This is a genomic window from Amycolatopsis sp. NPDC114505 (genome assembly GCF_055633615.1).
Genome location: NZ_JBVKDV010000002.1, coordinates 2,135,316 through 2,159,940 on the forward strand (window position 1 = coordinate 2,135,316; position 24,625 = coordinate 2,159,940).

General features: G+C 71.4%; 21 protein-coding genes. 11 read left to right on the forward strand and 10 right to left on the reverse strand.

Going from position 1 to position 24,625, the window contains the following annotated elements:
- Positions 1–54: 54 nt before the first annotated feature.
- Genes ligA through ACZ7OU_RS27980 form a run of 3 tightly spaced genes read right to left on the reverse strand, consistent with a single transcriptional unit; the run spans position 55 to position 4,238 of the window.
- Entirely contained in the window at positions 55–2,046 is a 1,992-nt protein-coding gene (gene ligA / locus ACZ7OU_RS27970) for an NAD-dependent DNA ligase LigA (protein WP_470237105.1), read from the reverse strand.
- Positions 2,047–2,103: 57 nt separating this feature from the next.
- Entirely contained in the window at positions 2,104–2,997 is an 894-nt protein-coding gene (locus ACZ7OU_RS27975; RefSeq protein WP_470237104.1) for an isocitrate lyase/PEP mutase family protein, read from the reverse strand.
- Between the two features lie 5 nt (positions 2,998–3,002).
- Complete coding sequence (locus ACZ7OU_RS27980; protein ID WP_470257395.1) at positions 3,003–4,238, reverse strand: sialidase family protein; 1,236 nt, start codon at positions 4,236–4,238, stop codon at positions 3,003–3,005.
- Positions 4,239–4,280: 42 nt separating this feature from the next.
- Between ACZ7OU_RS27980 and ACZ7OU_RS27985 the strand changes: the two genes are divergently transcribed.
- From ACZ7OU_RS27985 to ACZ7OU_RS27995, 3 genes are all read left to right on the forward strand, one after another.
- Entirely contained in the window at positions 4,281–5,186 is a 906-nt protein-coding gene (locus tag ACZ7OU_RS27985; protein WP_470257396.1) for an FkbM family methyltransferase, read from the forward strand.
- A 42-nt stretch (positions 5,187–5,228) separates the two neighbouring features.
- On the forward strand, positions 5,229–6,101 hold the full coding sequence (locus ACZ7OU_RS27990; RefSeq protein WP_470257397.1) for a TIGR03619 family F420-dependent LLM class oxidoreductase: 873 nt from the start codon (positions 5,229–5,231) through the stop codon (positions 6,099–6,101).
- Between the two features lie 121 nt (positions 6,102–6,222).
- Positions 6,223–9,912, forward strand: coding sequence for a CARDB domain-containing protein (locus ACZ7OU_RS27995; RefSeq protein ID WP_470257398.1), 3,690 nt, complete (start codon positions 6,223–6,225; stop codon positions 9,910–9,912).
- 38 nt (positions 9,913–9,950) lie between these two features.
- Here ACZ7OU_RS27995 and ACZ7OU_RS28000 read toward each other — a convergent pair whose 3' ends face one another.
- Positions 9,951–11,096 (reverse strand): NAD(P)/FAD-dependent oxidoreductase, encoded by a 1,146-nt coding sequence (locus ACZ7OU_RS28000; protein WP_470257399.1) that lies wholly within the window; start codon positions 11,094–11,096, stop codon positions 9,951–9,953.
- Positions 11,097–11,168: 72 nt separating this feature from the next.
- Positions 11,169–11,411: a hypothetical protein gene (locus ACZ7OU_RS28005; protein WP_470237099.1), complete on the reverse strand. Its 243-nt coding sequence runs from the start codon at positions 11,409–11,411 to the stop codon at positions 11,169–11,171.
- A 221-nt stretch (positions 11,412–11,632) separates the two neighbouring features.
- Here ACZ7OU_RS28005 and ACZ7OU_RS28010 point away from each other — a divergent pair, with 221 nt between their 5' ends.
- The gene (locus ACZ7OU_RS28010) at positions 11,633–12,013 is read left to right on the forward strand and encodes an ATP-binding protein (protein ID WP_470257400.1); all 381 of its coding nucleotides are present in this window, start codon (positions 11,633–11,635) and stop codon (positions 12,011–12,013) included.
- Between the two features lie 2 nt (positions 12,014–12,015).
- Here the strand turns inward: ACZ7OU_RS28010 and ACZ7OU_RS28015 are convergent, their stop codons facing one another.
- On the reverse strand, positions 12,016–12,903 hold the full coding sequence (locus tag ACZ7OU_RS28015) for a S1 family peptidase (RefSeq protein WP_470257401.1): 888 nt from the start codon (positions 12,901–12,903) through the stop codon (positions 12,016–12,018).
- Positions 12,904–12,948: 45 nt separating this feature from the next.
- Positions 12,949–13,575, reverse strand: a complete 627-nt coding sequence (locus ACZ7OU_RS28020; protein WP_470257402.1) for a TetR/AcrR family transcriptional regulator — start codon at positions 13,573–13,575, stop codon at positions 12,949–12,951.
- 109 nt (positions 13,576–13,684) lie between these two features.
- Between ACZ7OU_RS28020 and ACZ7OU_RS28025 the strand changes: the two genes are divergently transcribed.
- Together ACZ7OU_RS28025 and ACZ7OU_RS28030 are read left to right on the forward strand one after the other, a co-directional pair.
- Positions 13,685–14,194, forward strand: a complete 510-nt coding sequence (locus ACZ7OU_RS28025) for a DUF4863 family protein (protein ID WP_470257403.1) — start codon at positions 13,685–13,687, stop codon at positions 14,192–14,194.
- The gene (locus ACZ7OU_RS28030; RefSeq protein WP_470257404.1) at positions 14,191–14,886 is read left to right on the forward strand and encodes a nitroreductase; all 696 of its coding nucleotides are present in this window, start codon (positions 14,191–14,193) and stop codon (positions 14,884–14,886) included. Before ACZ7OU_RS28025 ends, ACZ7OU_RS28030 begins: the two co-directional genes overlap by 4 nt.
- Before the next feature lie 2 nt (positions 14,887–14,888).
- Here ACZ7OU_RS28030 and ACZ7OU_RS28035 read toward each other — a convergent pair whose 3' ends face one another.
- Together ACZ7OU_RS28035 and ACZ7OU_RS28040 are read right to left on the reverse strand one after the other, a co-directional pair.
- Positions 14,889–15,767: a CU044_5270 family protein gene (locus ACZ7OU_RS28035; RefSeq protein ID WP_470257405.1), complete on the reverse strand. Its 879-nt coding sequence runs from the start codon at positions 15,765–15,767 to the stop codon at positions 14,889–14,891.
- A complete protein-coding gene (locus ACZ7OU_RS28040; RefSeq protein ID WP_470237092.1) occupies positions 15,760–16,350 on the reverse strand; it encodes an RNA polymerase sigma factor in 591 nt (196 codons plus the stop codon). The genes ACZ7OU_RS28035 and ACZ7OU_RS28040 overlap by 8 nt, the downstream gene beginning before the upstream one ends.
- 434 nt (positions 16,351–16,784) lie before the next feature.
- Here ACZ7OU_RS28040 and ACZ7OU_RS28045 point away from each other — a divergent pair, with 434 nt between their 5' ends.
- The 4 genes from ACZ7OU_RS28045 to ACZ7OU_RS28060 all read left to right on the forward strand — a co-directional run bounded on the left by ACZ7OU_RS28045 (position 16,785) and on the right by ACZ7OU_RS28060 (position 22,249).
- A complete protein-coding gene (locus tag ACZ7OU_RS28045) occupies positions 16,785–18,701 on the forward strand; it encodes a hypothetical protein (protein ID WP_470257406.1) in 1,917 nt (638 codons plus the stop codon).
- 131 nt (positions 18,702–18,832) lie between these two features.
- The gene (locus ACZ7OU_RS28050) at positions 18,833–19,969 is read left to right on the forward strand and encodes an LLM class flavin-dependent oxidoreductase (RefSeq protein ID WP_470257407.1); all 1,137 of its coding nucleotides are present in this window, start codon (positions 18,833–18,835) and stop codon (positions 19,967–19,969) included.
- The gene (locus ACZ7OU_RS28055; protein ID WP_470257408.1) at positions 19,966–21,255 is read left to right on the forward strand and encodes an LLM class flavin-dependent oxidoreductase; all 1,290 of its coding nucleotides are present in this window, start codon (positions 19,966–19,968) and stop codon (positions 21,253–21,255) included. Before ACZ7OU_RS28050 ends, ACZ7OU_RS28055 begins: the two co-directional genes overlap by 4 nt.
- Before the next feature lie 76 nt (positions 21,256–21,331).
- On the forward strand, positions 21,332–22,249 hold the full coding sequence (locus ACZ7OU_RS28060; RefSeq protein ID WP_470237088.1) for an ABC transporter substrate-binding protein: 918 nt from the start codon (positions 21,332–21,334) through the stop codon (positions 22,247–22,249).
- 110 nt (positions 22,250–22,359) lie between these two features.
- On the opposite strand, the gene ACZ7OU_RS28065 is transcribed toward ACZ7OU_RS28060, so the two are convergent.
- Positions 22,360–22,956, reverse strand: coding sequence for a TetR/AcrR family transcriptional regulator (locus ACZ7OU_RS28065; RefSeq protein WP_470257409.1), 597 nt, complete (start codon positions 22,954–22,956; stop codon positions 22,360–22,362).
- A gap of 90 nt (positions 22,957–23,046) precedes the next feature.
- On the opposite strand from ACZ7OU_RS28065, the gene ACZ7OU_RS28070 reads away from it, so the two are divergent.
- Positions 23,047–24,615: an MDR family MFS transporter gene (locus tag ACZ7OU_RS28070; RefSeq protein ID WP_470257410.1), complete on the forward strand. Its 1,569-nt coding sequence runs from the start codon at positions 23,047–23,049 to the stop codon at positions 24,613–24,615.
- Positions 24,616–24,625: the final 10 nt, after the last annotated feature.

Consider the following 24,625-nt stretch of genomic DNA (forward strand, 5'->3'; position numbering starts at 1 on the left):
TCCGCCTCTCCCTCGGGCCTGCTGCGCGGTCGCAGCATCTCACGAGCCCCCGCGTCAGATGATTCCGGCTTCGATCAGCTGCGGCCAGATTTCACTCTGGTCGGCGACGGTCACGCCGTGCTTCTCCGCCTTCGTGAGTTTGGCGGCCCCGACGTCGGCACCGGTGATGAGCAGGTCCGTGCTCGCCGAGACCGACGACGCGATGGTCGCACCGGCCTTCTCGCACAATCTCTGGAACGTCGGCCGCGGGACCTTTTCGCCCGAGCGTGGGTCGCTGATCGAGCCGGTGACCACCACCGTCTTGCCGGCCAGGGGAGCACCGGCCGCGACCACCGGCGGGAGGTCCTCCTCGCGCACGTCCAGCGACACGCCCCGCTCCCGCAGCCGTTCGAGCTCGGGCTGGAGCCGCGTGAGGTGCTCGATCAGCGACGCGGCGACCTTCGGCCCGATGTCCTCGACGGCGACCAGCCCCTCCACCCCGGCCTCGACGACGTCCTCGAGGGAACCGAACCCCGCCCGGCACAGGCGCGCGGCGGTGCCTTCGGACGCCATCGGGATCGCGAGCCCGATCAGCGCCCGGCGCAGCCCGACCGCCCGGCTCCCGTCGATCGACTCGATCATCCGCGCCGCCGAGACCTCGCCGATGCGGTCGAACTCCAGCAGCCGTTCCTTGGTCAGCGCGTAGAAGTCCGACGGGTGCTCGAGGTCGCCGGACTCGGCCAGCCGTTCGATCCAGACGCCGCCGATGGCCTCGATGTCCGCCGCGGCCCGTGACGCCCAGTGGATCAGCCGCCGCACGGTCTGGGCGGGACAGGCGACGTTGGTGCAGAACAGCTCCCGGCTGTTGCCCTGCTCGGTCAGCGGCTGCCCGCACGACGGGCACGCGCTCGGAGGCACGATCTCCCGCTCCGCGCCGGTGCGCTTCGACGCGTCGAGCACGCCGGCCACGAACGGGATGACGTCCCCGGCGCGGCGCACCAGGACGGTGTCGCCGATCTTGATGCCGCGGGCCTTGATCACCTCCTGGTTGGCCAGCGTCGCGCGGGTGACGGTGGTGCCCCCGACGAACACCGGTTCCAGCCAGGCGACCGGGGCGATCTTGCCGGTCTTGCCGACGTCCCAGATGACATCGGCCAGGACGGTGGTCTTCTCCTCGGCGGCGAACTTGAAGGCGAGCGCCCCGCGCGGCGAGCTCGACCGGGTGCCGGCGGCGGCGTAGGCGGTGCGGTCGGCGAGCCGCAGCACGGCGCCGTCGAGGTCGTAGTCCAGTTCGTTGCGCTGCTGTTCGATCTCGCCGATCACGGCCTGCGCGGCTGCAGCGTCGGCGCAGCGGCGCATGTCGGCCGCGGTGAAGCCGAGCGTCTGCAGTGCGCGGCCGAGGTCGGTCTCGGCGCTGTCGGGATCGGTGTCGAGGTCGAAGGCGAAGAACCGCAGCCGCCGTTCGGCGACGGTGGCCGGGTCCTTGGCCCGCAGCGTGCCGGCGGCGGCGTTGCGCGGGTTGATCAGCGGCTTGTCCGGGTGCGCGACGTTGTAGGCGGCGAAGGTGGACCGCAGCATGACGGCCTCGCCCCGCACCTCGACCCGCCCCGGCGCCTCGACCCGGTCCGGGATCCCGTCGGTCAGGGCCCGGACCAGCGGGGTGACGTCGTCGCCGGTCGTCCCGTCCCCGCGGGTGACGGCCCGGCGCAGCCGCCCGTCCTCGTAGACGACGGCGAGCGACAGGCCGTCCAGCTTGGGCATGACGACGACCGGCTGGCCGGGGAAGCGGTCGAAGAAGGCCTCGACCTGCTCCGGTTTCGTGGCTTTCTCCAGGGAGAGCATGGGCCGCGAGTGCCGGATCGGGGCGTGCAGGACCGCCGGGGCGCCCACCTGGTCGAGGGGGTTCGGGTCCGGGGTCAGGTCCGGGTTCGCCGCGATGAGCCCGCGCAGCTCGTCTTCGACCGCGTCGTACTCCGCGTCCGCCACCAACGGCGAACCCCGGTAGTACGCGTCGCGGAGGACCACGATGCGGTCGGCCAGTTCCTGTATGCGCTCCCGAGCTTCCACGGGGAGGACGTTACCGGTCGGGTACGACAGTTTCCCGTGGTCATCCCCGGTCCGGCCTCAGCCGTCGCCGAAGCGCTCGCCGATCTCCCCGACCTCCGGCAGGCCGACCAGCTCCGCGAAGTCCGTCAACCCTGGCAACTCACGAACAGCCTCGACCGGCGTCCCATCCGCCGCGATCCGGCCCAGCACCGCGCGCATCGCCTCGGTCGCCGCCAGCAGCGTCGAGATCGGGCAGATCACCAGCCGGAACCCGAGCTCGCGCAACCGGTCGCGCCCCACCGGCGGGGTCTTCCCGCCCTCCGCCCAGTTGAACAGCAGCGGCACGTCGCGGAACGTCTCGGCCACCCGTTCGATCTCGGCTTCGGACTGCAGCGCCTCCACGAACAGCATGTCCGCGCCCGCGTCCCGGTAGCGGCGGGCCCGGTCGATCGCCGCGTCGAGGCCTTCGACCGCACGGGCGTCCGTGCGGGCGATCAGCAGGAAGTCGGGGTCCGACCGGGCGGCCACCGCGGCCCGCACCCGGTCGACCATGGTCGGTGCCGGGACCACGCGCTTGCCTTCGAGGTGCCCGCAGCGCTTCGGCGCGACCTGGTCCTCCAGGTGGATCGCCGCGACGCCGGCGGCTTCGTACTCGCGGACCGTGCGGATGACGTTGAGCGCGTTGCCGTAGCCGGTGTCCGCGTCGGCGATGACCGGGACCTCCACCACCGAGCGGATGCGGCTCGCCGCCTGGACCATCTCGGTCATCGTCAGGAGCCCGACGTCGGGACGGCCGAGCAGCGACGCCGTCGTGCCGAAGCCGGTCATGTAGACCGCCGGGAACCCGGCCGCCTCGACCAGCCGGGCGCTCAGCGCGTCGTAGGCTCCCGGCGCGACGACGAGGTCGTCCCCGGCCAGCAGCTCCCGCAGCCGCGCTGGACCGGGCACGCGCGGTCCGAGCAGATCGGCCACGTCGATCACCTCCTCGCGGGGGCGTTCCCGAGCTGTCCCGGAGCCAAACCCACCCGCTCGAACACGATCTTCTCGTACGGACCGGCCGTGCCCGTCTCGTAGAGGACGCCGAGCGTGGCCGGGCCGGCCTGCACGAGGTCGGAGTAGGCCGCCGGCCCGGTGGTCAGCGTGCGGCCCGCGCGCCAGGTGTGCCCGCGGTCGGTGCTCAGCCGCAGCTGCATCACGGCGCGCGTGGCGGGGTCGGCCGGGCCCGAGTAGACCAGCAGCCACGGGATCGTCGTCTGCAGGACGCTGCCCTCGACCTTCGTCCCGGACAGCGACGGCTGCACCTGGTACGGCCGGACCAGCGTCTTCCCGCCGTCGACGCTGTAGCCGTCGACGCGGTGCTCGGCGGCGGAGCCTTGGTTGCGGCTGGAGAAGTAGAGGGTGCCGTCGGGCAGCTCGGTCGCGGTCGTCTCGTTCGCGGCGACGACGCCGTCGGTGCGGTCGTCGGTGAAGCCGATGTGCCAGGTGCGGCCGTCGTCGTCGCTGTAGAGGTCGTGGCCGCCGTAGTACTTCGCCTCGGTGCCGACGTCGGGGGAGCCGGCCGGCGGGGAGCTGGAATGGTTGGCGGGCACGACGATCCGGCCCGCGTGCGGGCCGTGCCGCAGGACCGTCGCGTGCCCGGGGCCGGTGGCGTACCACCGCCAGCCGGGCAGCTTCGCGTCGGCGGTGATGTCCCGGGCGGGGGACCAGGTGCGGCCGTCGTCGCGGCTGCGCAGGACGAAGACGCGGCGGGTGTCCAGCGCGGACGCCTGCCCGGACATGATCTGCTTCTCCGAGACCGGTCCGTTGTGGACGGTCAGCAGGACCAGGTCGCCGTCGCGCGCGAGGACCGGCGTCGGGTTGCCGGCGGTGGCGTCGCCGTTGCTGTCCACCACCGACAGCGGCCCCCAGGTGCAGCCGCCGTCACGGGAGGTGCGCGCCACGGTCTGGATGGCCCCGGAGTCCCCGGCCGAGTCCCGCCGCCCTTCGGCGAACGCGACGAGTGCCCCGTTGGCGGCCCGGACCACCGCGGGGATGCGGAAGGTGTCGTAGCCCTCGGTCCCGGAGGTGAAGGCCACGGACGACGCGCATCCGTGCGTCGGGTTCGCCGTGGCGGCGGGGGCGAAGGACAGCGCGGTCGTGGCCGCCGCCAGAAGGATCGTGCTGAGCCTGCGAATCGGGGACACCGGTTCGACCTCCTCGTCGAGGTAGGACATGGGATGTCTGACGTCCTATGTCTGGACAACCTAAGGAGGCCGGTGGGGTTCGTCAAGGACCACGCCGGGTGCCCGGCCGGGCCCGTGGGTGCGCGCCGTCGCCGGGTCACCTACCAATGGGGCTGGATCACCGGCGCCAGGCCTGGTATGCCTCTGCGCGTGACCATGGACCTGCACAGCGTCAACCCCTGGGAAGTGTCCTTTCTCCGCGAAGAAGTCGGCGGCTACTTCGCCCACGGCGTCGAGCTCGCACCCGGTGCCACCGTCCTCGACGTCGGGGCCAACATCGGCGTCTTCTCCGCGGCGGTCTACGAACGGCTCGGCGGTGACGTGCGGATCTACGCCTTCGAGCCGTTGCCGCCGCTCTACGAGAAGCTGGAAAGCAACAGCCGGGACTTCTTCGCCGGGCGGCTGAAAGCGCTGCCCTTCGGGCTCGCGGCCGGTGAGGACGAGCTCGACTTCAGCTACTTCCCAGGCGCGACGATCTTCTCGTCGTCGTTGCGGGACGAGGGCAACGTCGAGGCGGAGCGCAAGCGCGTCACCGCCAGCATCGTCGAGATGATCCGCCAGGGCGGCATGGGCCCGGCCGCCCGCCGCGTGCCGGCGCCGGTCCTGCGCGGGCTGGTCGGGCGGCAGCTGAAGGTGATGCGCGACCTCGAGACGCACCGCGTGCGCGTCCGGCCGCTGTCGCCGGTGCTCGACGAAGAAGGGATCGACCGCATCGACCTGCTCAAGGTCGACGTCGAAGGCGCCGAGCTCGAAGTGCTGCGGGGGATCGACGAGCGGCACTGGCCGCTGGTCCGGCAGGCCGTCGTCGAAGTCGAACGGTGGGCCGAAAACCGTGACCGCGTCCGCGAAGTCTTCGCCACGCGCGGGTTCGCCGTCGAGACGGTGCAGGACGCGGTCCAGCAGGCGGCCGACATCGGGATGGTGTTCGCGCTCCGCTGACCCTTGCCTTGACGCGCGCGTCAGTGTTTAGCGTCGTGCCGCGTGAAGTTCGGAATCAGCTACAGCACCCCCCACTTCGGCGTCGACCCCGCCACGCTCACGCGATTCGCGCGGGAGGCCGAAGACCTCGGCTTCGAATCGCTGTACGTGCCGGAGCACGTCGCCCTGTATCCCGGCGCCAGGATCGGGCCGATGGAGCTGGACCCGGCGCTGCCCTACGGCGACCCGCTCGAGTGCCTGACGTTCGTCGCCGCCCGCACGCGGCGCATCCTGCTCGGCACCGGCGTCCTGCTGCTGCCCTACCACCACCCGGTGGTGCTCGCCAAGCGGCTGGCGACGGTCGACCTGCTGTCCGGCGGACGCCTGCGGCTGCTCACCATCGGCGTCGGCGCGCTGCCCGGTGAAGCCGCGGCGGCCGGCGTCGACTTCGCCACCCGCGGCCGCCGGGCCGACGAGGCGATCGACGTCCTGCGGCTGCTCTGGGCCGGCGGCTCGGACGGCGTCAGCCACGCGGGGGAGTTCTTCCCCCTCGACGCCGTGTGCAGCTTCCCTAAGCCCGTCGGCGGCGCCCTGCCGATCCACGTCGGGGGGTCGAGTGCCGCCGCCGCGCGGCGGGCCGGGCGACGCGGGGACGGCTTCTTCCCCGGCGGCCTGCTCACCCCGGACGAGCGCCGCCGTCAGTTCGAGCAGGCCCGGGCCGCGGCGAGCGAAGCCGGCCGGGACCCGGATGCCTTGCAGCACACGCGATGGGGCTCGATCGGAATGTCCGAAGAGGACGCCGAGACGCTCGCGCGGCAGGGTGTCACCCGCGTCGTCGTGAGCCCCACGACCGCCGACCCGGTCGGCCAACGCGAGGAGATGGCGGCCTTCGCCGAGCGGTTCGCCCTCGTTCGTCCGGTTGGGCCAGCCGAGTGACAGCGAAGGAGTCGTAAATTTTCTGATCGGTGTCTGGTTCTTGCGTGACGGCGCTCACTTGTTGCAGACTCGGGTGGCTCAGGCTCCCCGTCCCCCGCCGTCTCGAAGAAGAGAAGACGCCATGACTCGTACGCGCCTGTCCCGGCTCGTCGCCGGATTCCTCGCCGTGGGGCTGTCCGTCGCCGGGCTCTCCCTCGCCTCGGCGGCGAGCGGCCCACCCGGCTCACCCGGCTCACCCGAAGCGGCGGCGGCCGCGGCGGACGTGCCCCTGACCAGGACGGTGTCGGCGAGCAGCGCGCTGCCCGGCTATCCCGTCGCCAATGCCGCCGACGGGAACCAGGCCACGTACTGGGAGTCCGCGAACAACGCCTTCCCGCAGTGGATCCAGGCCGACCTGGGCTCCGCGAAGTCCCTCTCGCGGATCGTGCTCAAGCTGCCCACCGGCTGGGAGGCCCGCACCCAGACCCTCGCCGTGCGCGGCAGCACCGACGGCACCACGTTCACCGACCTCGTCGCGTCGAGCGGGTACGCCTTCGCGCCGGGCGCCAACACCGTCACGATCCCGGTGACGGCGTCGACCCGGTACGTCCGGCTGAACGTCACCGCCAACACGCAGTGGCCCGCCGCGCAGCTCTCGGAGTTCGAGCTGTACGGCCCCGACACCGGCGACACGCAGGCCCCGACCGCGCCGGCGAACCTGACGCTCACCGAGCCGTCCTCCGGCCAGGTCGCGCTGACGTGGTCGGCCTCGACCGACGACGTCGGCGTCACCGGCTACACCGTCTACCGCGACGGAACGGCCGTCACCACGGTCACCGGCACGACGTTCGCCGAAGCGCGGCCCGCCGGCACGCGCGTCGAGTACTTCGTGCGGGCCAAGGACGCCGCCGGGCACGAGTCCGCCGACAGCAACCACGTCGTGCGCCAGGGCACCCAGGCCGGCCAGAACCTCGCCGCGGGCAAGGCGATCGAGGCGTCCTCGAGCGTCTTCTCCTTCGTCGCCGCCAACGCGAACGACAACAGCACCGCCACGTACTGGGAAGCTTCGGGCCAGTCGAGCACGCTGACCGTGAAGCTCGGCGCGAACGCCGACCTCGACCAGGTCGTCGTCAAGCTCAACCCGGACTCGGCCTGGGCCACGCGGACGCAGAACTTCGAGGTCCTCGGCCGTGACCAGGGCGCCCCGGCGTTCACCTCCCTCAAGGCCCGCGCCGACTACCGGTTCGACCCGGCCGCGAACCAGAACTCCGTGACCATCCCGGTCAGCGGGCGGGCGGCCGACGTCCGGCTGCAGTTCTCCGCCAACTCCGGCGCGCCCGGCGCGCAGGTCGCGGAGTTCCAGGTGCTCGGCACGCCGGCGCCGAACCCGGACCTGGTCGTCACCGGCACGACCTGGACCCCGGCCAACCCGACGGAGACCAGCCAGCTCGCGGTCTCCGCGACCGTCAAGAACGCGGGCACCGCGACCGCGGCGGCCACGACCGTCAACGTCAGCCTGGGTGGCACCGTCGTCGGTAACGCGGCCGTCGGTTCCCTCGCGGCGGGCGCGTCCACGACGGTGACGGTCAACGCGGGCACCCGGCCGCAGGGCACCTACAGCGTGTCCGCCACGGTCGACCCGGCCGGCACGATCGTCGAGCAGGACGACACCAACAACACGTTCACCTCGCCGACGCAGCTCGTGATCGCGCAGGCGCCGGGCCCGGACCTCGAGGTCACCGGCATCACGTCGAACCCGCCGAACCCGGCGGCCGGCACGGCGGTCTCGTTCACCGTCGCGGTGCACAACCGCGGCACGAGCGCCGCGGGCACCTCGGTGACCCGGCTGACCGCCGGCGCCACCACGCTGACCGGTGCCACCGCCGCGATCGCGGCCGGCGCGACGGCGAACGTCGCGATCTCCGGCACGTGGACCGCCACCACCGGCGGCGCGACCCTCACCGCGACGGCCGACTCGGCGAACACCGTCGCGGAGACCAACGAGTCCAACAACGACCTCTCACGGGCGATCGTGGTGGGCCGCGGCGCGGCCGTGCCGTACACCGAGTACGAAGCGGAATCCGCGCAGTACCAAGGACAACTGCTCCAGACCGACCCGCTGCGGACGTTCGGCCACACGAACTTCGCGACCGAGTCGTCCGGCCGCCAGTCCGTCCGGCTGGCGAGCCAGGGCCAGTACGTGGAGGTCACGTCGACGAACCAGGCCAACTCGATCGTGGTCCGCAACTCCGTCCCCGACGCGGCCGCGGGCGGCGGGCAGGACTACACGCTCAGCCTGTACGTCAACGGCACCTTCGCGCAGAAGCTGACGCTGTCCTCGACGCACAGCTGGCTCTACGGCACCACCGACGACCCCGAAGGGCTGACGAACCGGCCCGGCGGCGACGCGCGGCGGCTGTTCGACGAGTCGCACGCGCTGCTGGCGCAGTCCTACCCGCCGGGCACGAAGTTCAAGCTGCAGCGGGACAACGGCGACAACGCGGCGTACTACGTCATCGACCTGGTCGACCTGGAGCAGGTGGCGCCCGCGCTGCCGAAGCCGGCCGAATGCACGTCGATCACCGAGTACGGCGCCGTGCCGAACGACGGCGTCGACGACGCGCCGGCGATCCAGCGCGCGGTCACCGACGACCAGAACGGCAAGATCGCCTGCGTCTGGATCCCGGAAGGACAGTGGCGGCAGGAGGCGAAGATCCTCACCGACGACCCGACCGTGCCCAACGGCGGCGGCCAGTACAACCAGATCGGCATCTCCAACGTGACGATCCGCGGTGCCGGCATGTGGCGCTCGCAGCTGTACTCGCTGATCCAGCCGCAGGACGCGGGCACCATCAACCACCCGCACGAGGGCAACTTCGGGTTCGACATCGACAAGAACGTCCAGCTCTCCGACATCGCGATCTTCGGCTCCGGCCGGATCCGCGGCGGGGACGGGAACGCCGAGGGCGGCGTCGGGCTCAACGGCCGGTTCGGCACCGGCACCAAGATCGCGAACGTCTGGATCGAGCACGCCAACGTCGGCGTGTGGGTCGGCCGCGACTACAGCAACAAGCCCGAGCTGTGGGGCCCGGCCGACGGCCTGGACTTCAGCGGGATGCGGATCCGCGACACCTACGCCGACGGCATCAACTTCACCAACGGCACGCGCAACTCGCGGGTGTTCAACTCGTCCTTCCGCACCACCGGGGACGACTCGCTCGCGGTGTGGGCCAACCAGTACGTGAAGGACCCGTCCGTCGACATCGGGCACGACAACGTGTTCACCAACAACACGATCCAGCTTCCCTGGCGCGCCAACGGGATCGCGGTCTACGGCGGGTACGGCAACCGGATCGAGAACAACCTCGTCTACGACACGATGAACTACCCGGGCATCATGCTGGCGACCGACCACGACCCGCTGCCGTTCTCCGGGCAGACGACGATCGCCAACAACGCCCTCTACCGCTGCGGCGGCGTGTTCTGGGGCGAGCAGCAGCAGTTCGGCGCGATCACGTTCTTCGCACAGGGCAAGGACATCCCGGGCGTGACGCTGCGGGACACCGAGATCCACGACTCGACCTACGACGGCATCCAGTTCAAGACCGGGGGAGGAGTGGTGACGGCGGCGGTCACGAACGTCAAGATCGACCAGTCCAGGAACGGGGCCGGCATCCTCGCGATGAGCGGTGCCCGCGGCAGCGCGACGCTGACCAACGTGACGATCTCCGGCTCGGCGAAGGGAGACGTCGTCATCGAACCGGGGTCGCAGTTCGTGATCAACGGAGCACCCGTCCCGGCGGTGGTCTCGGGCCGGCGCAGGGCCGGGTAGGGGACCGGGTGCCGGGGGTGTCCCCGGCACCCGGCCGGTCAGGCGGCCGCGGGCTGCGCTTCCAGCAGCTCGCGGCGCCGGGCGTCCTTGACCCACCACTTGCGGACGCCGGGCTTGCGGCTTTCGTACTTGAGCTGCCAGACCGTGCTGCGGCACACCCATTCCTTCACCTTCGCGCCGAGCCGCCCCCGCAGGTGGAGGCGGATCGCGGTGTCGTCACGGTGGGAGAACTGGAAGATCCCCGAGTGCCGCCCCAGGCTCAGGCACTGGCCGGCGAAGCCGACCTCGACCGGCTCGGGCCGGCGGCCCGCGAGCCGGCTGAGCACCGTCTCGGCGGCCTGCGGGCCGAGCTGGACCGCCGACTGGCAACCCATCCGGTAGGGCAGGTCCGACGGCGCCGCCGCGTCGCCGGCCGCCACGATCCGGTCGTCGTCCACGCTGGTCAGCGTCTCGTCCGTGCGCAGGCGGCCCAGGTCGTCGGTGCTCAACCCGCTGCGCGCGGCCAGGTCCGGCACGCCGAAGCCGGCGGTCCAGACAGTCACCGGGCTGGGCAGTTCACGGCCGTCGGCGAGCCGCACGGCATCGCGGGTCACCTCGCTCACCACGGCGTCGGCGAGGACGGTCACGCCCAGCTTCGCCAGCCGTCCGGCGACCACGCGCCGGCCGCTCGGATGCAGGTACGGCCCGAGCTCGCCGCCGCAGACCAGCGTCACCGCGCGGCCCGCTTCCGCCAGTTCGGCCGCGGTCTCGATCCCGGCCGGGCCGGCGCCGACGACCGTCACCGCGGCCGCGCCGTCGAGGACCGGCCGCAGCTGCCGCGCCTCCTCGAGAGTCGTGACGGGGTAGGCGAACGCGGGCACGCCCGCGCCGGCGCTGCCCACGGCGTAGACCAGGTAGTCGTAGCCGAGGGCGCCGCCATCGGCGAGCGTCACGGTGCGCGCGGCCGCGTCGATCCGCGTCACGCTGTCCACGACCAGCCGGACGCGCTCGGCGAGGACGTCGCGGTAGGCCACGACCGCGTCGCCGGAGCCGGCGGCGAGCTGGTGCAGGCGGATCCGCTCGACGAAGTGCGGGCGCGGGTTGACCAGGGTGACGGCGACGTCCTCGCGGCGGGTCAGGCGGTTGGCGGCCATGACGCCGGCGTATCCGCCGCCGATCACGACGACCTCGGTGGGCTCGGTCATGGTGTCTCCTTCGATGCCGGGTTCGGCATCAAGACACCGCGCGGTCGATCCCTGTGACAGCTGTGGTTCAGCTCACGCCCCGGTGGGGGTCGTCCGGGTCCACTGCACGGCCGCGTGCCAGGCGGCGATCAGCGCCTCGTCGTCGGCGAAGCTCGGGCAGGTCCCGACCGGGACCCACGCCTGCTCGACCGGTTCGCCGTCCTCGACGCGCAAAACGGTCACCCCGGCGTATTCCAGTACTTCGCGGCCGTGCCCGGCGGGGACCGAGACCGCGCGGGTGCCCAGCTGCAGCCGCACCTGTCGTTCGCCCGTCATCGACCCCCGCTCTCCCTGTGATGCTCCACGGTGGTGTCGCGCACCGGCCGCGATTTGTAACAGCCCGGCGCCCCCGCCTGCGGTGAACGGCAGGAATCGCCCGGTCAATGGCCGACGGGCGACGAGCGGATGCGTCCGTTCGTGCTAATTGACGTGTAGAAGCGCCTCGGCCTGGTCATCCCCGATCCGGGGGAAACCTTTCTGGGGGAGGTGCCGAAGACATGACGCAGGAAAGTTTCGAGTTCGAGGCGGATCCGGCGCAGGTCAGGCTGGTGCGGTCGTGGGCGCGCGAGCAGCTGACCGCGGGCGACGTGCCGGACGACGTCGCGGAGGACGTCGTGCTGATCACCGGCGAGCTCGCCACGAACGCCGTCCGGCACGCCGCCGGGCCGCTGCGAGCCCTGCTGATCTGCGCGGACGCCGCCGTCTGGATCGGGGTGGAGGACGCCGGCGGGTCGGCGTGGTTCGACCCGGTCGTGCCCGACACGGCCCCGGCGGGCACCGGGCTGACCCTGGTCGCCGCCTGTTCCGGCCGGCGCGGGCACTTCCACCGCCGCGACGGCGGCAAGACCGTCTGGGCCGAGATCCCGCTCGCGGGCTGACCTCAGCCGGTCTGCTCGCGGATCCAGCCGGCGACCACGTCGACCCGGGCGATCGTCTCCGCGCCCGGCTGGGGGCACGGCGGCCCGGTGTTCACGATGGCCACCAGGCGTCCGGTGCGGTCGCCGTCGTCCGAGACGAAGAACGGGCCGCCCGAGTCCTCCGGGCAGGGGCCGTTGTCCACGGTGCGCGTGCCGATCGGCAACGCCTCCAGCGTGGACTGCGCGATGCCCGAGATCCGGAAGTGGCCGCGCTTGAGGTGGTCGGACGGGCCGAGCACGGTCGCCGAGTGCGAGCCCCAGCCCGCGAACTGCAGCTCCTCGCCGACCGTGGGGCGCTTCGAGGCCAGCTCCACCGGGGTGATGTCGTCCACCGGCGCGCTGAGCTTCGCGACGGCCAGGTCGTTGACCGGCGACTGGCGGACGTCGACGACCACCGCCGTGTGGCCGCCGGGGTCGGTGTCCTTGAGCCGCCCGATCGTCACGGTCATCGTGTACGGCGGCCGGCCGCCGATGCGCGCGTCCTTGAGGTCGTGGAAGCAGTGCCCGGCGGTGACGACCCACTGCGGCGCCACGAGCGAGCCGCTGCAGGCGCCGTCGCGCACGCCGCCGCCGGGGACCGGAATGTCGTCCGAGGTCAGTTTCGCGTTGAACGGGAGGATCGGGCTGGGCTTGGGCGTCGACGTCGTCGCCGGAGGCGGCGGTGCGGGTGCCGGGTCGCGGCCCAGCGCGCTAGTGTCGGGCAGGCTGTGCCCGCCCAGTGCCGCGGCCAGCACGGGGCCCGCCGGGGTGCCGATGGCGGCGTTGGCGAACGCGATACCGGCCCCCACCAGCACCGCGACCGTCACGGCACGCGCGCGGAAGCGCCGCCGTCGATCCGAAGTCGTCCTCACACTCTTAATGCACGGATGAGAGGCCGAAATGGTTGTGCGAAAACCCTATTTGCGCCTGCGCGACGCCGTTGCGATCGTCGGCCACAGCACCGAAACGACCGATTCGGGAATGTCGTCCCCGCGTTCGCCGCGGTAGAAGGCGGCGAAGTAGCTGCCGAAGCACAGCGTCGCGATGGTGTGCTTGTCGATGTCGCCCCGGACCGCGCCGGCCTCCTGCAGCCGGGTCAGCACGTTCTCGACCAGCGTGACCCGTGGTTCGACGGCGTGCTCGCGCAGGATCCCGAGCAGCTCCGGCGTCCGGATCGCCTCGCCGGCGAAGTTGCCCATGAGGACCATGGCGTCTGGGTTGAAGTACGCGGGGTCCAGCCGGCGGACGGCTTCGACGAAGGCTTCCCGCGGCGCCAGGCCGGCCAGGTCGACGGCGTAGCTGTCCCGCTGCTTGCGGAAGCCGTAGTCGAGCGCGTCGACGACCAGGTCGAACTTCGTGCTCCACCGCCGGTAGAGCGTCGGGCGGCTGACCTTCGCGTCCGAGGCGATGTCGCCGATGGTCATGAGCGAATAGCCGTCCCGCACGAGGCGTTCCCGGGTGGCCAGGATGATCGCCTCGTCGAGCGCGGCGTCGCGGGGACGGCCGCCGGGCCGCGGGGCGGCTTCGTCGGGTGTGGACACCATGGGGTCGAGCGTAGCGGATACGTTACGGTCAATCGCTGTTAAGTTACGTTGCTTGACTGTAACGAAATGTCGGCTTACCTTCGGAGCACCACCCGGAAGGAGCCCCACGATGACCACCGCCCAGCAGCTGATCGACCGCAGCATCCCCTTTCTCGACGACGTCAAGAACCGGACCGCGGGCGGGGAACTGGAGGACTGGCTCAACGAGCACCACGGCCCCGGCAGCCCGCTGTACGACGACCTCGCGCGCATGATCACCGACGGCGTCCGGGCCGGCTGGGCGGCGAACATCGAGGTCGACGGCCCGAAGTACCGGCGCAGCCGGATCGCCGACCCCCAGGACGTGCTCAGCTACTTCAGCGTCACCGCCGTGTACATGGACAGCGCCGAGCCCTACCGCGGGCAGTACCACCAGCACCCGTACGGCGAGCTCAACCTGGTGGTGCCGCTCGACGCGGGCGCGAAGCTGATGGGCCCGCGCGGCTGGAGCGGCCCGGGCTGGACCGCGCCGGGCCCGGGCAGCCACCACTACCCGGAGGTCAAGGGCGGCGCCCTGATCGCCCTCTTCTACCTGCCGGCGGGCCGGATCTCCTACGACATCACGCCGCCGGCCGAGTGAGCACCGTCGAGGAGGCGCTGCTGACGCGGCGCAGCTGCCGGGCGTTCCGGCCGGACCCGGTGCCCCGCGCGGAGCTCGAGCGGCTGCTGGACCTGGCGGCGCGCTCGGCCAGCAACTCCAACTGCCAGCCGTGGCGGGTGCACGTGCTGACCGGCGCGGCGAAGCGGGCGCTGAGCGCGGACCTGTTGTGCGCGCACGACGAGGGCCGCCGCTCGGCGGGGGAGTTCGCCTACCAGCCCGGCGCGGACCAGTGGCGGGAGCCGTTCCGCTCACGCCGGCGCCGCTTCGGCGAAGGTCTCTACCGGGACGCGCTCGGCATCGAGCCCGGCGACACGGCCGGCCGTCTCGGCCACCACCGGCGCAACTACGACTTCTTCGGCGCACCGGTCGGCATGGTCCTGACGGTCAGCCGGCTGCCGCTGGAGGGAGCGCTGGTCGACGCGGGCCTGTTCCTGCAGGCACTGATGCTGGCGGCGCGCGGGGCGGGGCTGCACACGTGCGCGCAGGCGTCGCTGATCGACTACCACCCGGTCCTGCGCCGGCACGTCGACATTCCGGACGACCACGTGATCGTCTGCGGAGTGGCGCTGGGGTACGCCGACGAAGGGCATCGGCTGAGCGAGCACCGCACGACGCGCGAGCCGGTGTCGGCGTTCGCGACCTTCCACGATGGCCTCCGGGACCCGGGCTGAGCTCAGGGGCGTTGCCCCACCTCGTCGACGTAGGTCTTCACCATCACGGCGCTGTCCTCGGTACCGAGGAACTGGTACGTCGTGGCGTCGAAAACCAGCACGATCGGCTGCGCCTTCGGCGAGGAGCCCGGGGGCACCGGAAACCTGATCCCGACGCCCGGGCGGCCGGCGCCGTCGGTGACGTGGTCCAGGGCCGTCAGGCCCGGCACCTTCGCCGCCGCCTCGAACAGCGCCGCGTAGGACGCCGGCTGGAGGACCTGCTCGTAGGCGAGGGTGTAGACGGCCTTGCCGATGTAGGTGGCCCGGCCGTCGCGATCGGCCTCCTTTCCGTAGAGGTAGGCCAGCATCGCGTCGGCCGTCGTCGGCAGGTCCGTCCGGTAGACCGACTCGGGTAGGCAGTCCTCGAGCGTCCCTTCCGCGCGGGGGTCGTTCGTGCCGTACATCGGCGCCTTGCCGTCGCGGCAGCCACCTTCCTTGACGCTGCCGATCAGGCTGTCCCGGGTGCCGTCGACCGAGAGCCAGACCTCGCGGTCGGGGGGAATGGCGTATTCGGTCTTCACGTACAGGAACTGATCCGGACGCGGCGGCTTGGCCGGCTCCTTCAGGGCGCTGCTCGCCGCTTCGGTCAGCACCTTGACCGGGTCGGCGTGCGCGACGCCGGCGCCGATGCCCACCCGATCGGCCGGCGCGAGCGCGACGACCGCCGTGATCGCCGCGGCCAGGCCGATCGAGGCGCCGGCGGCCCAGAACAGGCGCCGGGACCGGTGCGGCCGTTCGCCGCGGGCCGTGGCCAGCAGCCGCTCCCGGGCCGGGGTGAGGTGCTCCGCCGGCGCGAAGCCGATGGTGTCCGCGCGGTCGCGGATCAGGTCGAGCTCATCCATGGCTGAAGGTCTCCTTCACGAGGTCGAGGGCGCCGAGCTCGGCGCGGACGCGGGTGCGGGCGCGGTTGAGCCGCGATTTCACGGTGCCGACGGGGATGCCCAGCGCTTCGGCGACCTCCTGGTAGCCCAGCCCTTCCGCGGCGACGAGCAGCAGGACGTCCCGCTCGCGCGGGCGCAAGGCGGCCAGCGCCCGGTCGAGGTCCGCGCCCAGCGCCTGGGCACTGACCCGGTCGGCGACCCGGTCGGCGTGGCCGTCGTCCACGGCGGGCGGCCCGACGGCCAGGCGGAGCTTCAGCTCCCGCACTTCGGCCCGCCACCGGCGCGAGACGAGGTTGGTGGCGATGCCGTAGAGCCAGGGCCGGGCGTCCGGCCGCGTGAGGTCGAACTTCGCGCGCTTGCCGAACGCGATGAGGAAGGTGTCCGCGAGGACGTCGTCCGCCGCGGTCGGGCCCAGCCGCCGGACCAGGTAGCGGTGGATGTGCCGGGCGTGGCGGTCGAAGATGACCGCGAACAGGCTCGGCTCCTGCCGCGACCGCGCGATCACGCTCGCGTCGTCGTCGGCTTCGGTGTCTTCCGGGGTCATCGCCCGCCTCTCGCTGCGCAGAGTGTCATCTGCTGTTCTCACCGGTGCGGGAACGGGTTCCGGGATCACGCCCGGTAAGTGACGCAGGTCACGTGCGGTTCACTGGATGCGAGACGCTCGGTATTCGGAAGGTTACTTTACTAACTGGCGGCCGACTTGTATGGTCGGGTCACCGCCGCCTTCAAGCAGTCCTGGTGAAAACCAGTCAGCTACGGAGGATCCTTTGACCAGACAGGCGATCGCCTCGCGCGCCGAGTCCTTCCCCGCACAGCGCATCCCCGCATCGACGGCCGCCGCTCGGCCGTAACACCGCCGGACGGGTCACGCCGGCGGCCGGCCGCATCCGCGGGTCACCCTTCCCGGACGAGTCACGCACGCCCGATCCCGGCGTGCTCCCACGCGAGCCCGCGGGCTCGACATGTTCGGAGGTTCCCTTGTCACGCAAGAAAACCGTCGCGATCGTGGCCGTCGCCGCGTGCGCCGCGGCCGGTTTCGGCGGCCTGAGCCCGTCGGCCGCGGCACCCGGTCCCGGCGCCCTCACCACGCTCGACACCTCGGCCGGCAACCGCGCCGCCCCGGTGCCCGGCCTCTACGACTGGAGCAAGGCCGGCTTCCGCGGCGGCCAGAACCTGCCCGGCCCCGACGCGGTCAACCCGAGCGCGAGCTGCACGATCACCGCCGCTCAGCTCGCCGCCACCTACAAGGTCAAGCCGGACGACGGCGTCGACGACACCGCCGGTATCCAGGCGGCCATCGACAAGATCCACTCGTCGTGCTCGCCCTCGGGCAGCTACACCAAGCTGAGCCTGATCGCCTTCCCGGCCGGCACCCTGAACGTCACCCACGAGATCCACGTCGACGCGAACTACCTGATCCTGCGCGGCGCCGGCATGGACAGGACGAAGTTCCTCTTCAAGCCGGACAAGAACACCGAGTACGACGTCGTGACCCCGGACGGCGACCAGTGGGACCAGCACGAGATGACCTACGAGGACGGTTCCGGCGGCTGGCTGTGGCCGGGCCGCGGCCTGTTCCGCGTGCAGTCGCGCGGCGTCGATCCCGGCTACGCCAGTCAGTACAAGAGCGCCCCGGCCAACCGCAAGGACATCTTCGAGGGCACGATCAACGTCCACTGGAAGGCGGGCGCGAAGCTGCGGGAGAAGCCCGGTGACCAGGGCTTCGCGGCGCGGACCGGCGACAGGACCGTCTACCTGGCCACCAGCGCCAAGACCACGAACATGAAGGTCGGCGGTTTCATCAACATCCGCGCCGCCAACACGATGAAGTTCTACCAGTCGATGAACGCCGTCCCCACGACCTGGCCGTTGCAGAACCTCCACATGCGCCAGCAGTGGTTCACCATCACCGCCCTCGACACCAAGAACCACACGGTGTCCATCGACAAGCCGCTCGAGTACGACGTGCCGGTCGACTCCACTTCGGACGGTTCGGCCCCGATCGACGGCGCGACCTACGCGTCCAAGGCGTCGCCGATCGTGGATCCGGTCGTCGGGGTCGGCTTCGAGGACTTCTCCTTCACCCAGGACGCCCCGCCCGGGGTCACCCAGGAGCAGGCGAAGGACAACTACGGCAACCTCGCGCCGTCGCTGGCCATGCAGGGCATCGTGTTCAAGTGGGCCGCGAACTCCTGGGTCCGCGGCACGCACGCGATCATGACCGGCTCGCACCCGATCGTCACCGAGGAAGCCAAGAACCTCCAGATCGTGAACAACGAGATGGACGGCTCGTGGAACAAGGGCAAGGGCGGCAACGGCTACTTCCGCGGCTCCCGCGTCTGGGACTCGCTCTACGCCGGCAACACCACCCGCGACCTGCGGCACTTCACGTTCCAGTGGTCGGCGTCGGGCAACGTCGTGATCGGCAACGACATCGACTCGGATTTCAACATCCACGGCGGCTACGAACGCGACAACCTGTTCGAGCTGAACACCAACCGGGTGTCCTTCGCCCACCGTTCGGGCAACTGCACCGCCCACTGCGGTGACGAAGGCGGCGACGCCCCGGACGACTCGTCGTGGTTCCCGATCTACTGGTCCACGGGCCAGAAGGCGGTCAAGTGGTCCGGCTCTTCGGGCCCGCGCAACGTCTTCTTCGACAACACCATGACCAAGCAGCTCACCGCCGGCGCGGCGTACACGCCGTACTACCCGGACCACAACCGGATCTACCAGTTCGGCTGGGACGGCACCGCGTTCCACCACCTGGACGTCGGCGGCCGGCCGATCACGGACTGGGCGCACAACGAGCAGCGGGACTACACCGGCGGGCACGGCGTGGACGCGTCGAAGACCAGCACGGCGAAGTCGCTGTTCCTGAAGAACGTGAGCTGACCCGGCGCCTCGCCGTCCCCGCGCCGGGACGGCGAGGCGTTCAGCATGTGGAACGCGCGCGCGTCCGGGAATAGCTTCGCGAAGATCGGGCTTGACCAGGAACGGACAAGCGCGAGCACGGAGCCACCCCCATGAGATTCCAGGTTCTGGACATCCTGCCCCACCTGACCAACCCGGTGACCGGCCGGCTGGTCCGCCCCGACGAGCGTTTCTCCCAGGCGTTGACGTCGGCGCGGTACGCGGAGGAGTTCGGCTTCGACGCCGTCGCGCTCGGTGAACGGCACGCGGGTCACTTCCTGAGCAGCGGCGTCACCGTGCTGCTGGGCGCGATCGCCGCGACGACCAGCCGGGTCCGGATCCAGACCGGCGTCTCGGTCCTGTCGGTGCACGACCCGCTGCGGGTGGCCGAGGACTACGCCACCGTCGACCAGCTCTCGCGCGGCCGGCTCGAGCTGGTGATCGGCAAGGGCAACGAGCTGCGCCAGCTGCCGATGTTCGGCATCACGAACGGCGACCAGTGGGACGCGCTCGCCGAGAAGTACGAGCTGCTGCGCCGGCTCTGGCGCGAAGAGGACGTCACCTGGGAGGGCCGGTTCCGCGGCCCGCTGGCCGAGGTGACCAGCCTGCCCCGCCCGTTCGCCGGCGCGCCGCGGATCTGGCACGGCTCGGCGACCACCGCGACCTCGGCCGAGCTGGCCGCGAAGTGGGGCGACCCGCTCTTCTCGGCCAACGCGATCCAGCCGCGCGACAACTACACCGTGCTGATCGAGCACTACCGCAAGCAGTACGCCGAGCACGGCCACGACCCGCGGTTCGCCTTCGTCGGCGCCGGGGCGGGCTTCCTCTACCTGGCCGACACGACGCAGGAGGCGCGGGAGGCGTTCGGCCCGACCTACGAGAAGATCGTCGCCTTCTTCAACCAGCCCGGGAACCACACGCCGGGCAACGCGATGGAGTTCCCGACCATCGACGACGCGATCGCGCGCGGGCCGGTGCTGGTCGGCAGCCCGCAGCAGATCGCCGAGAAGATCCTGTGGTGGCACGAGGCGTTCGGGCACGACCTGCAGTCCTTCAGCCTGCCGACCATGCTCCCGCACGAGCAGCAGCTCGCCATGCTCGAGCGCTTCGCCGCCGAAGTCGTCCCCGTGGTGCGCGCGGCCGCGCCCACGGCACTCTGGACGGACCAGGACCCGTACGGCGGCCGCCCCGCCGTCCACGGGCGCACCGCCGCCGACGCGGCCGCCACCATCGAAGGAGCCGCGCTGTGACCGGAGATTCCCTGCACTTCAACGCTTTCATCTGGCCGAACGGCTACCACGAGTCCGCGTGGCGGGTCGTCGAGGACGACGTCCGCGGGGTGCTCGGGCTGCCGTACTACGCGAACATCGCGAAGACGGCCGAGCGCGGCCTGATGGACTCGATCTTCCTGGCCGACAACATCGCCATCGCCGAGTACCGCGCCACCCACCTGCCGCAGACGCAGTTCGACCCGATCTCGGTGCTGTCGGCGCTGGCCGCGGTCACCGAGAAGATCGGCCTGATCGGGACGGGCTCGACGACCTACAACAAGCCGTGGGAGCTCGCCCGCCGGTTCGCGACGCTCGATCACCTCAGCGGCGGGCGCGCCGGCTGGAACATCGTCACCACCATCACCTCGCTCGCCGCGGCCAACTTCGGCGAGAAGGCCCACCCCGACCACGCCGACCGGTACGAGCGCGCGCACGAGTTCGTCGACGTCGTCACCCGGGCGTGGGACAGCTGGGACGACGACGCGATCGTCGGCGACCGCGAGAACGGCGTCTGGGCCGACCGCGCCAAGCTGCACGCGCCGCGCTTCCACGGCAAGTTCTACGACGTCGAAGGCGTGCTGCCGTTCCCGCGGTCGCCGCAGGGCCACCCGGTGCTCGTCCAGGCGGGACAGTCGGCCGCCGGGATCGGGCTCGCCGCCCGGTACGCGGAGCTGGTGTTCTCCGGCCCGCCGTCGCTGGAGGCGGCGGTGAAGTTCCGCGCCGAGCTGGATGCCCAGGTCGTCGCGGCGGGCCGGGACCCTCGGCGGGTGCGCGTCCTGCCCGCCCTGATGGTGACCCTCGGCGGCACCGAGGCCGAGGCGAAGGCCCGGGCGGAGCGGCTCGAGGAGCTGGCCAGCCCGGAGTTCCGCTGGCAGAACGCGCTGTACACCGCCGGTCTCGACCCGGACGCGTTCGACCCGGACGCCCCGCTGCCCGCCGAGCTGCGGGCCGAAGGCGGGTCTTCGCGCCTGCAGCAGCTCGCGGCGGCGGCCCGGGAGCGTCCGGACGCCCCGCTGCGCGAGATCGCGGCGGCGATCACCGGGGGAGCCGGGCAGGTCCACTTCGTCGGGACGCCCGAGCAGCTCGCCGACCACGTGCTCACCTGGCAGGACGCCGGCGCGGTCGACGGGTTCACCATCATGGGATCGACGCTGCCCTACGAGCTGACCGCGTTCGTCGACCACGTGGTGCCGATCCTGCAGCGCAAGGGCCGGTACCGCACCGAATACGCGGGCTCGACGCTGCGTGAGCACCTCGCTTCGTGAATCCCAGTATGTGGTTTCTGTCGGTGGGTCTGGCTAGGGTCGGAGACCGTCCGATCTTGACTGAGGAGTGTGGGACGTGGGCTGGACCCGGAACATCCGAGTGGCCGCGCTGGTGGCGGTGGCCGCTCTGGGCCTGACGGCGTGCGGCGGTGGGGACGACAAGCCCGCCGCGGCGGGCAAGGGCGGGGCGCCGATCGTCGTCGCGTCCTTCAACTTCACCGACAGCCAGATCCTGGCCGAGATCTACGCGCAGGCCCTGGAGGCCAAGGGCTACCCGGTGACGCGCAAGCTGAACCTGGGCTCGCGGGAGCTGATCTACCCGTCGCTGAAGTCCGGTGAGCTGCAGTTCATCCCGGAGTACCAGGGCTCGGCGATCGCCGCCGGGTTCGGCGCGGACCCGGTGAAGGACGCCAAGGGCGAGCACGAGCAGCTGGCGAAGCTGCTCGAGCCCAGCGGTGTCTCGCTGCTGGACTACGCCGCGGCCGAAGACAAGAACACCTACATCGTGAAGGCCGACCTCGCGCAGTCGAAGGGCCTCGCGACCATCGGCGACCTGAAGAAGCTCGACAAGGTCGTCCTGGCCGGTGGCCCGGAGTGCGAGAAGCGGCTGACGTGCTTCAAGGGCTTCACGGACGTCTACAAGCTGACGAACGCGACGTTCCAGACGGTCCAGGAGCTCGGGCCGCGGGCGCAGCAGCTCGACTCCGGCGCGGTCACGGTCATCCCGGTCGACTCGGTGAGCCCGCTGGCGGGTGACCCGAAGTACGTCGCGCTGAAGGACGACCTGGCGATGGTGCCGACCGAGAACGTGGTCCCGGCGGTGACCAAGAAGGTCCTCGACGAGCGCGGCGCGGACTTCACGGCCGCGGTCAACGCGGTGAGCGCGAAGCTCACGACGGAGGGGATGCGCGAGCTGAACAAGCGCGTCGACTCCGAAGGCGAGAAGGCCGCGGACGTGGCGAAGGACTGGCTGGCGCAGCAGGGTCTGGCCTGATCCCGGCCTCGGCTCGTGCGGGTTCCGGCCCGCACGAGCCGAGGTGTTTCACCCGGACGTGACCTGCAGCAGCCGGCCGCCGCTGACCGGAAGCTACGCGGAAGCCCTGCTCAAGGCGTTCCGCCCGAGCTGAAGCTGACCCGGCCCAGCAGCTCCTCCACCAGATCCGGCAGCGACCGCTCCGCCGAATCCTCCAGCCACAGCACACTCGCCGTCCGCACGGCCGCGAGGAACGTCGCCGTCATCAGACGCGCCAATGCCTCGTCGAGGTCGTGCCCCCGGGCGACCAGCACCGCGGCCAGGTCCCGCTCCAACGTGATCTGGTCGCCGGCCTGCTGCGCGAGCAGCGACGGGTGCCGCCGCAGCAACCGCAGCTGCGCCACCCACTCCCGATCCGGGACCTCCCGCCCGTGGTACAGCTCGCGGCTGGCCGTCCGCAGCGCCTGCCACGGCTGCTCCTCCGCCGGCCGGCCGGACACCAGGGACACCAGCATGCCCGTCCGCTCGCGGTCGGCGTGCAGGATCGCGTCTTCCTTGTTCGTGAAGTAGTTCGAGAACGTCCGGCGGGACACGCCCACCGCGTCGGCGATGTCCTCGACCGTCACACCGTCCAGCCCGCGCTCCATCGCCAGGTGCAGCGCGGCCTCGTGCAACGACTGCCGCGTCGCCGCCTTCTTGCGGGTGCGGAGCGTGTCGAGGGTGTCCATGCGACCCAGCGTAGCGACCGGGGAATAGATTGCCCATTGTGCAAGTTTGCCCAGTGGGCAATGATGGTCCGGAACGTGCGAAGGGATCCCATGAAGTCCGAAACAACCGGCTCGCCCGGGTCGATGCGGCACCGCGAGGTGCTCGAGTCCCTGTCCGGGCTGCTGCTCGCGCTGTTCGTGGCCATGATCAGCTCGACCGTCGTGTCGACGTCGCTGCCGCTGATCATCGGCTCGCTGAACGGCACCCAGACGCAGTACACCTGGGTCGTCACGGCCACCCTGCTGGCCGCCACGGCCACCACCCCGATCTGGGGCAAGCTCGCCGACCTGTTCAACAAGAAGACGCTGGTCCAGGTCGCGATCGTGATCTTCGTGGCCGGGTCGATGATCAGCGGCTTCAGCCAGGACACCGGGCAGCTGATCGCCGCGCGGGCGTTCCAGGGCATCGGCGTCGGCGGCCTGCAGGCGCTGGTCCAGGTCGTGATCGCCGCGATCATCCCGCCGCGGGAACGCGGCCGCTACAACGGCTACCTCGGCGCCGTCATGGCCGTCGCGACGGTCGGTGGCCCGCTGCTCGGCGGCCTCATCGTCGACGTGCCGTGGCTCGGCTGGCGCTGGTGCTTCTTCGTCGGCGTGCCGATCGCGGTGCTCGCGTTCGTCGTGCTGCAGCGCACGCTGAAGCTGGAGACCGTCCGCCGCGAGAACGTCCGCGTCGACTACCTCGGTGCCGGCCTCATCGCCGCCGGCGTGAGCGTCCTGCTCATCTGGGTGTCCTTCGTGGGCAACACGTTCGACTGGCTGTCGTGGCCGACCGCCGTCATGGTCGCGGCCGGGATCGTGCTGCTCGCGGTCGCCGTGGTGGTCGAAAAGAAGGTCCGTGAACCCGTGGTGCCGCTGCACATCGTCGTCCAGCGGACACCCGCGCTGGCGATCGTCGCGAGCCTCGCGGTGGGCATGGCGATGTTCGGCGGCGCGGTGTTCCTCGGCCAGTACTTCCAGATCGGCCGCGGGTACACGCCCACCGAAGCCGGCCTGCTGACCATGCCGCTGATGGCGGGCGTGCTCGTGTCCTCGACGGTCTCCGGACGGCTGATCAGCCGCACCGGGAAGATCAAGCCGTACATCGTCTCCGGCGCGGTGATCCTCGTGCTCGGCTTCCTCGGGCTGGGCACGGTCGACCACGCGACGCCACTGTGGATCGTCGGCATCGCGATGGCGGTCGTCGGCATCGGCGTTGGCATGACGATGCAGAACCTCGTGCTGGCCGTGCAGAACGACGTCCCGCTGCGCGACCTCGGCGCGGCGAGCGCGTCGGTGACGTTCTTCCGGTCGCTCGGCGGCACGATCGGCGTCTCGGTACTCGGGGCGGTGCTGGCGAACCGCGTCTCCGCCGACCTCGCCGCGGCGCTGCACGTGCCGGCGGGGCAGGCGTCGACCGGCGGGGTCAGCGCGCTGAACCTCAAGGCGCTGCCGCCGCAGGTGCAGGCGGTGGTGCACACCGTCTACGGCGACGCGACCGCGCACATCTTCCTGATCTCCGCGGCGGTGGCCGTCGTCGGGGTGATCGCGGCCCTGTTCCTGAAGCCGATCACGTTGCGCACCACCATCGACGTGGCGGAGAAGACCGATGAGCCGGTTTCCGGCGCAGTAGCGCGCTAGGGGAGACGAC